Raw genomic sequence first — 15,207 nt, 5'->3', positions numbered from 1 at the left:
TTATGAAACTTCACACATTAGGACCAAATGGTACAGATTCTGAACAGGCAGCACGATATTATTTAACAGACGAAACCTTAGTTTTACACAATAGTTTTGAAGAAGTTTTATTACATTTAGGTGACTATAAAGGAGATAAAATAATTTTACCAGTTGCATTTAAGTCTAATCAGGAACCAGATTTGAATTGGGCCGACTTTAATTATTTAAATTGGGCACAACTAGCAATTGAAAAAACATTTTCGCTGCCTTTAATGACGATGAGTGTGATTGAAAATACTAAATTTGAGCGAAATATAGCAGTAGTCCATGCAGCAACAGAAGGCTTAATGAAAAGATATTTAACATCTGTGAATTTAGATAATGCTTGGGGACCTTCAGTGATTTTTTCACCAAGTAAAATTGTTGCACTAAAGGACTTTATAAAAGAGCAAAATCGGTTTACAATTGTTTCTGAAGATCAATTCAAAAAATTACCTGAAAGTAGAGACGAAAAATATCAAATTAGGCAACAGCTAAAGCCTCAAATGGTTTGGATCGTCTACAGAGTCCTATGACATTAAGAGAACTATTAAACATACCCAGCAGCACAGATAAGCCAATCATAGCAGTCCCCTTAACTTTAGGGCCCACAGATAAAATTAGTCCGTTCGCACAAAAACTACAACAACAAAATCCAGACATTGTCGAGTGGCGTGCAGATTACATAGCTGATGACTTTAGTCAAGCGGTTATGTGGCAACAAGTCAAGGCTGGGGCACAAAGTGAATTGGCACAAAAAAACGTTTCTGCTATGACAGAAGCGAAAATGTTATCAGAAATCGATAATGCCAAGCAAGAATTCATGACAAATTGGCCACAAATAAATGTTCAAATTATTAAAGAATTAACTGGTACGGTGTTTAATAGTATTGGTGGTTTTCCGGTACTGTTAACGTACCGTACGGTTGCACAGGGTGGTCATGGTGAAATGAGTCCCACTGAGTATGCCACTTTTATTATTACTGCATTACACTCGGGATTTCCGTTTGCAGCTGTTGATGTTGAATATACATTAGATGAGCCGCTACGACAAAGCATTATGGATGCGGCCCATAAAGCTAATGTTCCCGTATTATTGTCATACCATGATTTTGAATCTACTCCTAAAAATTTATCAGCTTTGATTACCGATATGGCTGATACTTCAGCGGATATTATCAAGCTGGCTGTCATGCCTGAATCTGAAAAAGATGTTGATTACCTATTGAAAATAACTGGGGATGTCAATATTTCGCAACCACTAATTACGATGAGTATGGGTGATATAGGTAAACGAAGCCGCATCGAGGGATATCAATATGGATCAGAAATGACATTTGCAGTACTTGATGGTACACAGCAAAGCGCTCCGGGCCAATTAACAATTAATGAATTATTGCAATCATGGCAATAAAGTGCTATACTAATTAAGACCAACTGGGTAGTATCTATCTACCTACCCGCTATCTCTCCGGAGGTAGCGTTTTTTATTTTCTTTAATTTATTAGGCAATTATTTTTTCTGTTTACGAAATAAATGTTGTAATATTCACAAATATATTTGAAAACTTGAATGTAAAGGCTTACAAGTTTATAATGTAGTTGTAATTAAAAAGGAGGAAATTCACATGGTTAAAGTTGCAGTGGTTACTGGTGGTGGACAAGGAATTGGCGAGGGTATTGTTAAGCAACTCGCTTCAGATGGATTCACTGTTGCAGTTGCTGATTTAAACAAAGATAATGCGGTGAAAGTTGCCAAAGAAGTTGGTAATGACTCAAAGGGTTACTATGTTGATATATCAAGTCATGAGGACATGTTCAAGTTAGTAGATGACGTTGTGAATGATTTCGGTCAACTAGATGTTTTTGTTAACAATGCAGGCATTGCACAGATTGCCGCCATTGTAGATGCTAAACCTGATGAAATTACTAAGATTTTTAATATCAATGTCAATGGAACAATATATGGTATTCAAGCTGCTGCTAAGCAATTTAAGAAACAAGGCAGGGGTGGAAAGATTATAAATGCTTGTTCTATTGCCGGTCACCAAGCTGTTGAGTTGTTAGGTATTTATTCGGCCACCAAGTTTGCGGTACGTGGTATTACACAAGCTGCAGCTAAAGAGTTAGCAAAGGATAAAATTACTGTAAATGCTTATTGTCCTGGTATCGTCTTGACACCGATGTGGGATCAAATTGATGCTGCAATGGCTAAAATTTACGACCGCCCATTAGGGGAGACAAAGCAAGAATACATTGATGGTATTGCATTGGGTCGTGGTGAAGAACCAGCTGATGTTGCCAACCTAGTGTCATTTTTGGCTGATGAAAAATCAAATTATATCACCGGTCAGTCTATTTTAGTTGATGGTGGAATTAATTACGTATAATTCGTTATTTTTATAAGTCTTTGGTTATTTTGAAAAACCGAAACCAAATTTTATTGGTTTCGGTTTTTGATATCATAATAAAAAGCTTGTAAAAGTATGTTACTGTTTATATATGAGAATCGGTCATATATTAAAACATGTCGACATAGCAGTCTTTGTGTCTTATAATAAATCTTTAGTATGGAGAAAATGATTATGTTAATGGGATTAAATCATGATCAATTTGTTTTAGTACAGCAAGGTACAAAAACAATTGAAATAAGACTCTATGATGAGAAGCGATCACGTTTAAAAATTGGGCATAAAATTTTATTTACTGATTTAGAGAATGATAATCAAATTACGGTTAGTGTAACACAATTATACAAATTCACTACGTTTTCAGATCTGTATGAGCGATTTCACGGTGCAATAGTTGGTAGTAATCCAACGGATGATATCCAAAAAATGGTTAATGACACTTATAAAATATATACTCCTGAACAAGAGAAGTATTATGGTGTTTTAGCTATTGAAATATTGTTATGTGATAAGTGGTAGTTACTGCTGTGAAAATAAAAAATCGGTTAAAAGTCAAAAAATGAAATGAATAATAGGCGAAGAGCGTAAACTTAAAAGCATAGAGATTGGTGCAGACGTTGAAACACGTTTGTAACAATCGAAGTGCTTTTTTTAAATCATATTGCTTTTGAATGTTAAGAAAATATTAAGATAAGAAAAATGCAAAAAAAAACCAACTTCACAAACATCTGCAGATGAATTTGAAATTGGCTCTTGTACATTGAAAACTTTATATTGATTGACACAGTCTTAATTCCCTACCGCGGATATTAAATAGTCATATTACAAAGTTTCTGTAACTTGTAGTATACGCTAATTTAGCAATGTGTTCAATCCGGAGATTGTAACCAGTAAGAGATAAACATCTAGAACATTTGAATTGGTCACAATTGCTGCTCCAATATCAAAAAACGACATGTCGAGAGATGTAAGGTGCTAGATTACATTTCGTAAAAGGGCAGAGCCTAAGAGTGTCGTGAAAATGCACCGCATCGGGATTGACTTTTTAGCATTTTCAAAATTAGCATAGTTGAGCGAAACTGTTTGATGACAGAATTAAAACACTAACGCATAAATTAGTTTCTACAAAGAAATATGAATTCTGAAAAATAAATGTACTATAATTAGTTTATAAAAAAAGAAATGGAATTTGAATATTTTGAAAACTGATTCGACAGATATTTTTAATTCAGAAGATGCATACCAAAACATTGTTAATAGCATGTCTGATGCAATGAAAAAAGGACGTTTAGTTTTTTTTGTGGGAGCGGGTATTTCTAGAATTCAGGGATATCCTAGTTGGGACGAATATATTGACAATCTTTTGGTGTATTGGCAGTCACATCTCAGAGATAGTAATACCAATCCAGAATCAATGTTAAATGTAGAAACAATCAGAGAACTGGCGAAGTCACATATTTCAAACAAGCGTAAGGTTGATATATTATATCAATTGCTTGAAAATGTATTTGATTCAGAAACGTTTGCAACAAAAAAAGTCGAATTTGAGCGTTATTATTTTAACGAACTAGTCCCAATCGTATCTCAAAATCCAGTGTTAACTCAGTTGACTAAGTTAGACGCAGTTTATTTAACAACGAATTACGATAATCAGATTGAAAAACATCTGGACGACATGAAAACTATAAGTGTACCCGTAAAAGACATAGCTGAGTTAACGGATAATATTACAGTAAACAGTGTTATTCATTTACATGGAACACCAAGCGGACAGGTTGAACATTTTATAAGTTCTTCGTCATCCTATAAAAAACATTATTACTCTAACAACCCTGATATTGAAAGGTTGCGTAGGCTGATTAAAGAAAAAGAATTATTGTTAATATTTATCGGTTCAAGCATGGAAGAAGACGAGGTACTATCACTTCTGTCTGATGGGACAACCAAAAATATTGCTTTTCTTACAGCTGAAAAGACTAATGTTCCTGGAAAGAAAGCAATTCGGCATTTGATTGAAGATTACCATTCACATACAAACAATACTCAGGTTTATTGGTACGGTAGTGAATTTTCAGAATTAGCAGGATTTATCGAAAAATTGGTTGACGATGTTAATAGGGTCACTTATCCTGAAGCCGAAAATCGTGAACTTGGTAATTGGCATTTGTTTAAAGACGTCAGTGCAGAAGATGATACAATTATTGAAATCATTGATCATTCAGAAAAAGACATTTTACAAGCATATTTACGGGACTTAAATTTAACTTCTGATTTGGCCAAGCAAAGGGCGCGACAATTATTAGCTAGCAGTATTTTCTCTGAAAAAGATCAGGAACTTCCGTTTCAAGTTTGGAGTATTTTATTAGCAAATATTAATATCATTAATTCCAAAGGAATAGACAAAATTATTGAATATGTTTTAGGAAATAATATGTCATATAGGTATGAAGATGTTCATGAGCTAATTGGCAAACTCACTCTAGAAGAAGAGACGAGAGATCGGTTCGAAATGATGATGGGGGATAAAGCTGATATTGAATATACTTCTTTTTCAAAAAATCCGAACATATTAGGATGGAAGTTAGTTTTCGAGATATCGGAAGATGTCGATGCTACTTTGTTTTTCAATAATAGTGATTTGAAATATAATTTGGTGCATGAAGCTGTAAAAAAGCTGGAAGACTGTTTTGAAGATAATCAATCTAATTTAAGTATGATAAAATTTGAATCCGCTGAAATGATAGTGAAACGACCTGTCTTTGGTGCATTGTATCAAGCACTATTAAAGAATTCAATAACCTTTGAGGATATTGATTGGACAGATGGTATTCCTGATAAATTAATTTCCAGTCCCATCTTTATTAAATTATTTATGTTATTGTATAAAGACAATTTATTACCGGAGAACGTAGTAACTAAAATAATTCAAATTAGTGACTTCTCCGAACCCATGTACGGGAAACTATTTAACGATTTCTATAAAGATAATGAAGAAGAAATAAAGAGACTACATCCGGAAATTAAAAAGATAGATTACGTAGACGGAATTTTTGACTTGTCGTCGGGCTTTGTAAGAGAAAATGCACTTGTTAATGAACAACAATTGTTAACCTTAGATGAAACAGTGATTGTGGATATTCTCATTACTGAAGACAATAATGACGACATTTTTTTTCAAAATGAATTCCTCCAAAAAGTTGATGAAACTATTGATTTTTTTAAAGAACTTTTACAACAACAAACCACGAAAGTTGCAGAAATAGTAAGCATGCTTCTGCAAAATAACGTGGCGCAACTCTACACTGCATACAAGAAGCTATATATATGGCATCTATTTGGTGATAAAGAAAATAATTTGACTTCCAGTGAAAGTATGATTCAACAGATTTTTGATCATTATGCAAACAAAAACATGGGTTTTTTTGATTTCCTTGACGCTGATTTTTTTGAAAACTTATTAAATTTAGATGATTATGTAGAACAAGCAAGCAATTTTTTGTTGAATATCGATGTCAAGAAATTCCCAGATGTTGTGCCTTCTCATGATGACTTTACATACGAAGAATTTTTTCAGTCACCAATTGGTAAGTTTCTAAATCTTTTTGCTTCAATCGAAAAAAAAATAAATACTTTAGATTCAGATATTATTGATAAAATTAATGATATTTCTTTTGCAAACGTTAAAAGTTTCATGTATGGACGTCACTATGAATACTTCCCTGATGAGCAATTAAAAAATATTTTTGCCTTTAAGGGATTTTCTTCACGATATAAAATGAACATAGATATGACAGTTGTTTTTAAAGAAGTTGTAATATCAATCCTGAATTCTAGTGTACATGATACTTGGATTGAACAAAATGTAGCTGTGATTGCTTTGGAGCAAATTGATCCTTTGATAGAAGTTTCTTTTGACTGGGATAAACTAAACGGTACAAATATATTTGAATTGATTTTCCATGCATCATATGATTTTAAATTTCAAAAACAGTGGTTAGAAATGTTTTTCAAAGAACAATCTGAAAAATATTTTAGAAAACTGATTTTACTATTTTACAGTCCAGTAGATGTTGTACAAAACAATTTGAAACAACTAATATCATCATCATCTTTACAGAAAATAATATCTGCCAGTGATACTAGTTTCAATTTGGGTTACATTCCCGCCAATTTTGATAGGATCAACGAAGATTTGCAAGAATTGTATATTGAGTTATTATCTCAAATTATAAAAAGCAAACGAATTTCACTTAAGAAACTAGATTTGGAGATAATCAACATAGTTTTGACCGAGAGTCAAAAAAGTGAACGAACCGGTATTTTTGAAGTTCTCCATGCGCAACTTGACGAGGGACTATATAGCCGACTGTTAACAAAATATCCAACAATATAAAACAAACAGGAACTTTTCTGTTAAAATGTGGCAATATTTCACTTTTAGATAAAGTTCATGAGAATTTAGTCCGTTAACAAACGAACTGGGTTAAGTACGTTCATCAAAACAAAGAATAGCAAATATGCACTTAATTTTTACTCAGTATTTTTTAAGTGCTTTTTATATTGGAAGTTGGTAGCCTATGGCTGAAATAAAAAATGAGATGCGTACTGAAAAAGAACCATCTCTGAATGAATGGAAACCGTTATCTACCGATATTGAACTCATGGCTTTCTTTATAGAAAACCCGGGACTTTCTGGGCTTATTACCGAAGAAAACTATAAAGCGCCTAGTGAGTATATGCGTACTGAATATCATCAGTTAGAAAGGACGTTTAAACGATATTATGAGTGAAAGAGAAAAAGCAGGGGATAAGAAAATATCCTTAGCTGTGCAAGGTAGTTGGTCAAACAAGCTAACACGAGTACAATATGAACAAAAGTTAGCCGAAGAAATCAATGCATTTATTGATAATGATAAAGATGTCAAGGTTAATATTGATGATATAAGTTAAGAAACGTTTTGATTAAGTGTGTTCAATAAGAATTTCAAACTCATTACAAATTACAGAATGTAACAGAAACTTTAATAAACCTTTACAGATAGAAAAATTACGTTGACATCTGCCCACTGAATAATTACTTTTGATAATATATATTATGTTAACTTTAATTGGTATTGAATTTGTCAACCCCTAAAGTAACAAATAAACTAAAAAAATTGAATTTAATTACGCTAATCCGTTGTCGCTGTTGTGATAGCGGATTTCTTTACAATCTCATTACAGAGACTGTTTTAGTGCCATTTGTCGTTTTGCCATTCTAAAGCTGACCAAAAATAATTTATTGTTGTTTTTGATCCTCAATTTAGACTTTCCGTTGACAATCTAGACTGCTTCAAAAGTTATTTAAGCACTTAATTCGTCTTTATCTGGTTATTATTATACGCAAAAATGCAGCCCAAAGCTATTGACTTTGAACTGTCTTAACAATTAGCGATTTTTTAGCATCTATTGATGATTAAGCTGCCATGATTCGCTTAGTAAAGACTTTTTCAGGTGTTTTGAACCTGAGTACATTTCTGGGACGCTCATTGATGTCCTGAATGGCGTTTTGAAGCTTACGTTGCGTGATTTTAGTAAAGTCATAGCCCGCAGGAAATACACGCCTTAATTCACGATTCATGCGTTCGTTTGTACCACGTTGACCTGGTGATTGTGGATCAGCGTAATATAACTTTTTACCGTACGTATTTTCAATGCTGTAAATAAATAAACTACTGGTGAATTCTGAGCCACGATCACATGTGATACTGTCACAGACATTCTCAAACCTTGACATAAAGGTATCTATGGCTGTTTTGACATCTTCTGAATTCCTACTTTTTGCTTTGACACCAACCATAAAGCGTGTTTTACGTTCCACAAAAGTGATCACAAAAGACTGGGAGTCTTGCGGACTCATCACCCCATCAATTTCCCAATGACCAAATGTTGAGCGATTATTGATGACTTCTGGACGGTTGTGTATTGAACGTGTTTCAATCATCATCCGTTTATGTTCTGGATTAACTGGTTTTGCCCTAAGATGCCTGCGCCTTTTGCCTTTAAGCGGTAAATCATTTATGGTTGCACTCAGGTTGCGGTTAAGTATCCAGTTATAGATTGTCCTTGTGCAGACACCAATTCGTGGCACACCATGTGCAAGTTGTTCTGGTGACCAATGTTTCTTTTTGAGATAATAATCAATCTTTTCACGTTTTTTAGGCGTAATTTTTGGCTGTGAATGGTGTCCTTTTGATTGATAATACTCAGCCCGTCTTGTCGCTTGCACAGGTTCGTATGTATGGCGCAATATTTTCTTTTTGCCACGCCAAGTCATGACACGGGCATTACGCTGCAATTCATGTGTAATGGTAGCTCGAGGACGGTTTAGTTTTCGAGCAATTTCCGCATTGGTTTTACCCGCGTCAATCATATTTTTGATCGTGATACGCTCACTAAAATCTAAACGTGCGTATTTGGATTGGGGATTTTTTTTAGTCATGTGGCAATTATTCCTTCTCTCAATAAGACTATAAAATTGACATTCGGTCAATAGTTAAAATGTTAAGAAAAACAAAAGTGAACAACTGCGCAAATATTGTTATAGCAAGGTTTTAAGATGTATATAATGTATATATGTTCGTGTATATAACACCACTATAATGGCTAACATAATGGTGTATATATACACATATATATACGTATATAGTGGCTAGTATATACGTGAATATGTTTGTGTTATATATACGTGTATATTAGCCATTAGACTGATATTGACATTGATAATAGACTAGATTTTAAATCAAAACATTGGTTTATTTTCTCATAATATTGAGTTAATTAATTTACCTAATAGCAGTCAATTTGCTATGTCCATCCACCTTGTCAAGTGCGATTGTTTATAATCGCACACAAAAAAGCCATCAGTGGATGGCTTTATTTGCGCAGTAAATCAGGTCTGATTGACTCACTGTTTAACTTAGGAAAAATGTTCTGAAAAGCCATGCAACAACAGTATTTATATGAAGTGAGATATGATAATTTCTTGCAAGTTAACTGTGAAAATTCTGAAAGCAAACTACTGATATTGCATGTCAAGACCTCTTCTGAACCTCTTTAATATACCACTTTGTGAAGAACAAAACAAGATATATTGTTCATTATTTTATCGCTTGATAAGGACAAAACAAAAAACAATGCCCTAAGGCACTGTTAACCATTGTTATTTGTGGAACCACTTCTTGATTGGTTTGCGGAATCCAAAGGCGGCTCCTGCTAATGCAATCGCTGCAATCGCACCATATAACCAACCCTTTGGCGCTTCACCATAGCTTGTGTTTGGTGTATTAGGTGTATCAGGTTTTGGCGCATCGGGCGTGATTGGATTCTTCACTGTTTCCGTATCGAAATCCTGACCAAAGTCGTTTTGAACCGCGGTGTTTGTTACCGTACCTGAGGCATCCTTTTTGACAACTGGATTAAAAGTGATTGTCAATTCATGACCAGCATGATTTTTCAAAAAGTCTTGAACGTTCTTTGCTTTCAAAGTCCATTTACCGTTCTTAATATCCCAATCCTGTTGGAGTTCCTCCATCACTGACTTTTGTGTTTTAGCATCAATGACAGTGAACTCTTTTTTAGTTTGATCGGTAATATCTAGCTTAGTCTCATCATAATCATCCATGAATGACAAGCCCTTAGCTAAAGTATCCTTATCCACGTCAATGGCTTCTAAACCTTTCAAGTCCCACGTCAACTTGTAATGCAAAGTTTGACCTGGCTTAACATTTTGACCGTTGTTGTCCTTACCACTATCATCTGTTTCTGATTTGTGTGGCTCTGGCGTTGTGTAAAGCTCACTAAGCTTATAAGTTGCTTTTTTAGGTGTCGGCTTTACAGGTGGAATTGGCGCTGTATTGAAAGGCATGGTCGTTGATGATGTCCACCAGGTAGCACCATTAGTATCGTAAGCCTGTGAATCAGTTCGAGCAGACATTGTAATCGTGCTTGTTCCCGCCTTTAGCTTATAAACCGCTGTACCGTACCACCGTTTATCAGATGTACCAGTGTCCCAAGTATGCTCGGGTAAGTAGTCATTACCATTTCCAAATGGCGTTTGAAAGACACTACCATCTTTGTTGAACCAGCTATTCATATCTGCATAGTCCCAACCATCTGACTGCGCTTTGATTGTGCCACCGTTGATTGAAATTAATGAGGCATCAGCCATTTTACTTTTCTCAACGTGTTTTGAATTACCTAAACCATTCCCACTGTTAGACTGATAACCAGCATTCAGTGAACCAACACTGATATAGGCGTTATCATCATCAAAGACGACTTTAGAGCCATCCTCATAGTAATACGTGCGGCTATCCACTACCTCACGAGTTGCCCCTTTACCTTTATCAACGATTCCTGAGTACCAAATTCCCATTGATGGATCTGAGGCAACCCAAAGACTGACATTGTCAGCCGTTGAATTACCGACATTTTTAACAGTTTGCACCATTTTAGTGATTTTACGTCCCTTATAACTAGCGTTTTTAAGGTTTTCGTGCGTAGTCGTGAAGCTCTTGCCGTTGTTTAAGAAGACATGATACCAATTGATTGAAACACCGTTGGCGTTTTTGTTCTTCTCAAAGTCTTTATCACCGTTACGATAAACCAAAGCAGGTGTCTGACCATTGTCTTTACCATCATTGTCAACGAAATTACCATCGGCTGAGTCAATTTTACCAGAAATTTTGGCATCATCTTCCGCTTGAAGAAGGAGTTGTTGTAGAACAGTTTCAGATGGATGACCATCCTTGTCTTTATTTTCCTCTTCTTGTTTGTCAAAAGCAGCCTTGTCTTTTTCGTATTGCGCCTCCTTTTTGTTGTAATCATCATCTTGGGCTTTTTGCGCTTTAGTAGCGGCCTCAAGGGTAGTTATTTGTGATTTGTACCCCTCTGTGATCTTACTTTTAGCTGAGGCTACTTCACTAGATTTAACTGTTTGTGTATCAGTCTTTTCCTGCGTTAACTCTACACCAGCAGCTTTGGCTTCCGCGATAGCTTTTTTCAAAGCGGCATCATCAATTTTTACCTTTGTCCCAGTCGTCGATACCTTAACTGGTGTCGCAGTATCAGTGGCGTGTGCAATGATAGGTGAAGCCATTGGAATCATAATGGTGGCAATGGCCGCGCTTTCAAAAATACGATGGCGTAATTTGTGCTTAATGTTATTTGTCATGATAAATATTCTCTCTTTCGGTTTGTGGGGGGTGGTGGTTTACCACCCCATGCTATTTAATAGGTTTTATTGCAGTTGTTGCTTTAAATTGTTGTCCAGTGAATTGATTGACTGTTTTCCAATCAGTTCACCCGTGAGCACGATTCGCTTTTTAGCGGTGAAATTTGTGTAATGACTCGCTTTGACTTGTTGCCAAAATTCTTGATCTTCCAAACAGGCAATCAGCTTAACCTTAGCCTTGCCTGTATTTTCAACAGCTATTTCTTGATTCATCACGCCCACAGCGATACCATAATCTAATTTGGTGGCTTTATAACGATAAACTGTTTGACCATCAGAGAGATAAATATCTTTCCCTAAAATGGTTTTCTCAGTCATGTTCTGTAAAGCACTAAACTTGGTTGGATGGTATGGCCACACGGCGTTATAATCACCCATATTGTGCGCAAATATTGGCACTAAGCCAGTGCCAAACTTTAGATTGGGCGCATTCATACCCGCACCAATGGCTAAGACGTGGTTACTTGTACCTTCATAGATTGGCTCACTAATGCTAAAACTAGGCACAGCCACATGACCACGTAGAATTTCAGCCTGATTGCTTTGCGCTAGCTTTAGCATATCTTCTTTGCTAGACAAGCCGCCAGTGCCTGAGTAATCAGGTTTAACACTTTTTTGTGCCGCAACTTGTTTGACTTGACTGGCTTTGACAATGGGTTGCTTTTTGGCTTTCGTAACTGCCTTGTGACTAGCTTTTTGGACACTTTGAGCGGTTTGCCACTGGGTATGATTACCATAAATTACGGCACCCGTGACGATTATGATGCCAATCAAAGCTAATAACAGTGTTTTTAGAATTGGATGGTGCCTTTTCAAACGATAGAAATTTGGACGTCTAGGTTGCGCTGTCGTTCGACGGCGCTTGACTTGTTCAATGTTGATTGCCATAGTTCACCGCCTAATTGTCAAATGGTACAACATAATCGTAGCCATCATGATGCACTGTAATGGTTTTGTCTTGTACCGAAACGACTTTAGCTGTGACTGTTTGACCATTGATTGTGGCATCAACGTCTTCACCGACATGGTAACGGTCAGCTAACGTAGAAGAACTGTTAGCTTGTGAGCTAGATGAGCTAGATGAGCTTGATTGACTACTTGAAGCACTAACCTTTGAAGAAGAATCAGCCTCAGATGATTCAGGTGCTAAGGTTACGGTTGCGTTGCCTGCGTTGTGACTACTCGCAGAGACTGCTTTTGATGATTGTGTGGCGCTATCTGTTTTGTGTTGGGCCATTGCATAACCACCAAAGCCCGCACCACCAATAGCCAGAACAGCCAAGACACCAATCGCCGCTGATTGCCAAGCACTTGTTTTCTTTTGTTCAACTTGAGGCTGCTTCATTTGCGCTGCTAACAAAGTCATCAATTGTTGGTTAGTTTCATCATGTGATGTTGTCTTGGGGGCATTTTGAAGCATTTGTAACTGTTGACGAAGTTGGGAAACCTCATCACTATTGACAGCATCTTTACCTTTTAATTGTTGCTCGAGGTTTAGATTAGTTTGCTTCAAAATTTGGACTTGTTGCTCAAGTTCACTGAGGTTACCAGCATGCGTTTTAGCACTTTCTAACTCAGTGGCACTGATCATTGCTTGTTCATGCTCTGATTGATATTGTGCCCGCTTGTTACTGATGTCTTCTTCCAGCTTTTGATGCATGTCTAGCAAAGATTGTGTGTTTTGAGCTAATAACTCATCACGCAAAGCTTTAAGACTGGTTAGCATCTCTGTTTGCGCTTGTGACGTCACTTCTGAGACTTGATCGTCCACTGTGGCTTGAAGATTGCTTTGCAAGTCCTTAGAACGTTCTATAAACCAGTTATCCAGCTCTTGATTAACAGATACCTTCAATGCCTCTAAGTCGCTTACAAAGTCACTCTTGAGCGTTTTGAGTGTATTATCATGACGCGCATTCTCATCTTCCACAGCCGTGCGATAACCTGCTTCACGAGCTTGGTGAGCTTGTGCATAGCGGGTTTCAAATTCATTAGCCCGTTCTTCTTTCATTTGGGCGTCAACTGTCTCAGATACATCAGTTTCACGCAATTGCGCCACTGCGGCTTTAGTCTTTGCTTGTTGTTGTGTCAACAAGTCAGCCATAGCCTTGCGAATTTTTTGCGTGTAAATATTGCTGGTGTCGTTCAGAAAGTCGTTTGCTTTGGCTTTGTCTGCGTTCAAACGGCTAACCACATAATCTGGGTGTTCCGCAGGTAAGTCAGGTTGGACATCACTCATTTCAAATGCATTTGGTGCCAGGTTGACACGATCAATTAACTTTTGTGTGGGATCACTTTCAGTCATGACAGCCTCTGCGTTGTCTTGAGTCGGAACAACAGCTTGAACAATTGGCTTCACTGTTCCAGCAGTGGAAGGTTGCTTTGGCTGTTCAACTAGCTTAGGAATATCAGGTACAGTCTTTACGACCTTTTCCTGTGATTGGTCACTAGTTTCATTTTCAACAGCTTGAACCACTGGTGGCTTGACTTCAATCGTTGTGCGTTGGAACTTATTAGGCTCAACTGTTATGACTTCACCAGTTTCACGCGCTTGTCTAAATTGTTCCTCAGAAGGTAAGTCTGGCAAATCATCTGATGACAGACTACCATCTGCAATGACCGCATCCATTAAAGGCTGTAAGGCTTCAACGATAATGTCATAGGTCATATCTTCATCTTGACGAATTTCTGTGTCGTTGAAAATATGATCAGCGGTGCTAACAACAATGTTTTCAAACCCTGCTGTTAGAGTTGCCCTTTCCCAACTTAATCCTGTTGGCTCAGCACGACCTTTTTCGTTAGTTATAAAGTAGACAACATTACCTAGACGGACGTCATGATCACCTGCACGCACCACATCATTGACTAAACCCGCAGCGAATTGTTGTAGTCCAGCCAGTGATACATTTGGCCAGCTTTCACTCACACCACTTTTTTCGGCCAAATCTTGAATTACCTCATCATTGAGATCAATCTCGGATTGTTCAACGCGGGCAAAAAATGGATCACCGATACTAGTTTGTTTTTTCTTTCCAAACATATCTTATTCCCCCGTTTAGAATGGCCAGTTGATGACGTTTCCGCCACCAGCAGTTGTGGCTGTTTGCCAAATCCATGTCAACAATAGGCCAGTTAAGGCACCACCACCAATACCGAACATGGCGTGCATAAGCTTACTGTTACTCTTTTGCGCCATCTGTTCATTACCAGTTGCACGCATGATGAAACCAATCAATAAGCAAATAGCGCCAACAACAATCAACACAATATAAAGAATTGTGATGACCTTTGAACCACTTGTTTTGGCAGCATCACCAATGTCCGCTGAGGCAACAGTCGGTAGCCACATTGGTAATGAAGCAACCAATCCCGCTAATGTTTGTTGTAAGCGTGAAATCGGACGACGCTCCCATAGAAACTTGTTATGTGCATTTGACTTTTTCATTCAAAAAGTCCTCCTTTTTCTTTGTTGTGTTATCAACACACGCACAGAATAACAAGAATC

The 15,207-nt window shown here is 36.8% G+C and carries 11 protein-coding genes; 6 read left to right on the top strand and 5 right to left on the bottom strand.

The features are described from left to right. Window positions 1-2 precede the first annotated feature (2 nt). The 6 genes from GJV51_07740 to GJV51_07715 all read left to right on the top strand — a co-directional run bounded on the left by GJV51_07740 (window position 3) and on the right by GJV51_07715 (window position 7,221). On the top strand, window positions 3-557 hold the full coding sequence (locus GJV51_07740; GenBank protein ID QGM25870.1) for a hypothetical protein: 555 nt from the start codon (window positions 3-5) through the stop codon (window positions 555-557). Then, window positions 554-1,435 carry a type I 3-dehydroquinate dehydratase gene (locus GJV51_07735; GenBank protein QGM25869.1) on the top strand — a complete coding sequence of 294 codons (882 nt, stop codon included), beginning with the start codon at window positions 554-556 and terminating at the stop codon, window positions 1,433-1,435. Before GJV51_07740 ends, GJV51_07735 begins: the two co-directional genes overlap by 4 nt. 213 nt (window positions 1,436-1,648) lie before the next feature. Then, the gene (locus tag GJV51_07730; protein ID QGM25868.1) at window positions 1,649-2,410 is read left to right on the top strand and encodes an acetoin reductase; all 762 of its coding nucleotides are present in this window, start codon (window positions 1,649-1,651) and stop codon (window positions 2,408-2,410) included. Between the two features lie 195 nt (window positions 2,411-2,605). Further along, a complete protein-coding gene (locus tag GJV51_07725) occupies window positions 2,606-2,950 on the top strand; it encodes an ASCH domain-containing protein (GenBank protein ID QGM25867.1) in 345 nt (114 codons plus the stop codon). Between the two features lie 670 nt (window positions 2,951-3,620). Beyond that, window positions 3,621-6,824 carry a hypothetical protein gene (locus GJV51_07720; GenBank protein QGM25866.1) on the top strand — a complete coding sequence of 1,068 codons (3,204 nt, stop codon included), beginning with the start codon at window positions 3,621-3,623 and terminating at the stop codon, window positions 6,822-6,824. A 184-nt stretch (window positions 6,825-7,008) separates the two neighbouring features. Continuing rightward, the gene (locus GJV51_07715) at window positions 7,009-7,221 is read left to right on the top strand and encodes a hypothetical protein (GenBank protein QGM25865.1); all 213 of its coding nucleotides are present in this window, start codon (window positions 7,009-7,011) and stop codon (window positions 7,219-7,221) included. A 665-nt stretch (window positions 7,222-7,886) separates the two neighbouring features. Here GJV51_07715 and GJV51_07710 read toward each other — a convergent pair. The 5 genes from GJV51_07710 to GJV51_07690 all read right to left on the bottom strand — a co-directional run bounded on the left by GJV51_07710 (window position 7,887) and on the right by GJV51_07690 (window position 15,147). Then, window positions 7,887-8,912 carry an IS30 family transposase gene (locus GJV51_07710; protein ID QGM25864.1) on the bottom strand — a complete coding sequence of 342 codons (1,026 nt, stop codon included), beginning with the start codon at window positions 8,910-8,912 and terminating at the stop codon, window positions 7,887-7,889. A 720-nt stretch (window positions 8,913-9,632) separates the two neighbouring features. Further along, window positions 9,633-11,645 (bottom strand): hypothetical protein, encoded by a 2,013-nt coding sequence (locus GJV51_07705; GenBank protein QGM25863.1) that lies wholly within the window; start codon window positions 11,643-11,645, stop codon window positions 9,633-9,635. 66 nt (window positions 11,646-11,711) lie between these two features. After that, on the bottom strand, window positions 11,712-12,593 hold the full coding sequence (locus tag GJV51_07700) for a sortase (GenBank protein QGM25862.1): 882 nt from the start codon (window positions 12,591-12,593) through the stop codon (window positions 11,712-11,714). A gap of 10 nt (window positions 12,594-12,603) precedes the next feature. Next, window positions 12,604-14,742, bottom strand: coding sequence for a hypothetical protein (locus GJV51_07695; GenBank protein QGM25861.1), 2,139 nt, complete (start codon window positions 14,740-14,742; stop codon window positions 12,604-12,606). A 15-nt stretch (window positions 14,743-14,757) separates the two neighbouring features. Continuing rightward, on the bottom strand, window positions 14,758-15,147 hold the full coding sequence (locus tag GJV51_07690; protein ID QGM25860.1) for a hypothetical protein: 390 nt from the start codon (window positions 15,145-15,147) through the stop codon (window positions 14,758-14,760). Window positions 15,148-15,207 lie beyond the last annotated feature (60 nt).

The sequence above is a fragment of the Leuconostoc mesenteroides subsp. mesenteroides genome (assembly GCA_009676745.1).
Classification (GTDB): Bacteria; Bacillota; Bacilli; order Lactobacillales; family Lactobacillaceae; genus Leuconostoc; species Leuconostoc koreense.
This window is presented reverse-complemented; position numbering and strand designations above follow the sequence as displayed.

Excerpts from the sequence above, each read along its gene's own strand:
- GJV51_07740 (QGM25870.1), top strand. The coding sequence starts at position 3 with ATGAAACTTCACACATTAGGACCAAATGGTACAGATTCTGAACAGGCA.
- GJV51_07735 (QGM25869.1), top strand. The coding sequence starts at position 554 with ATGACATTAAGAGAACTATTAAACATACCCAGCAGCACAGATAAGCCA.
- GJV51_07730 (QGM25868.1), top strand. The coding sequence starts at position 1,649 with ATGGTTAAAGTTGCAGTGGTTACTGGTGGTGGACAAGGAATTGGCGAG.
- GJV51_07725 (QGM25867.1), top strand. The coding sequence starts at position 2,606 with ATGTTAATGGGATTAAATCATGATCAATTTGTTTTAGTACAGCAAGGT.
- GJV51_07715 (QGM25865.1), top strand. The coding sequence starts at position 7,009 with ATGGCTGAAATAAAAAATGAGATGCGTACTGAAAAAGAACCATCTCTG.
- GJV51_07710 (QGM25864.1), bottom strand. The coding sequence starts at position 8,912 with ATGACTAAAAAAAATCCCCAATCCAAATACGCACGTTTAGATTTTAGT.
- GJV51_07705 (QGM25863.1), bottom strand. The coding sequence starts at position 11,645 with ATGACAAATAACATTAAGCACAAATTACGCCATCGTATTTTTGAAAGC.
- GJV51_07700 (QGM25862.1), bottom strand. The coding sequence starts at position 12,593 with ATGGCAATCAACATTGAACAAGTCAAGCGCCGTCGAACGACAGCGCAA.
- GJV51_07695 (QGM25861.1), bottom strand. The coding sequence starts at position 14,742 with ATGTTTGGAAAGAAAAAACAAACTAGTATCGGTGATCCATTTTTTGCC.
- GJV51_07690 (QGM25860.1), bottom strand. The coding sequence starts at position 15,147 with ATGAAAAAGTCAAATGCACATAACAAGTTTCTATGGGAGCGTCGTCCG.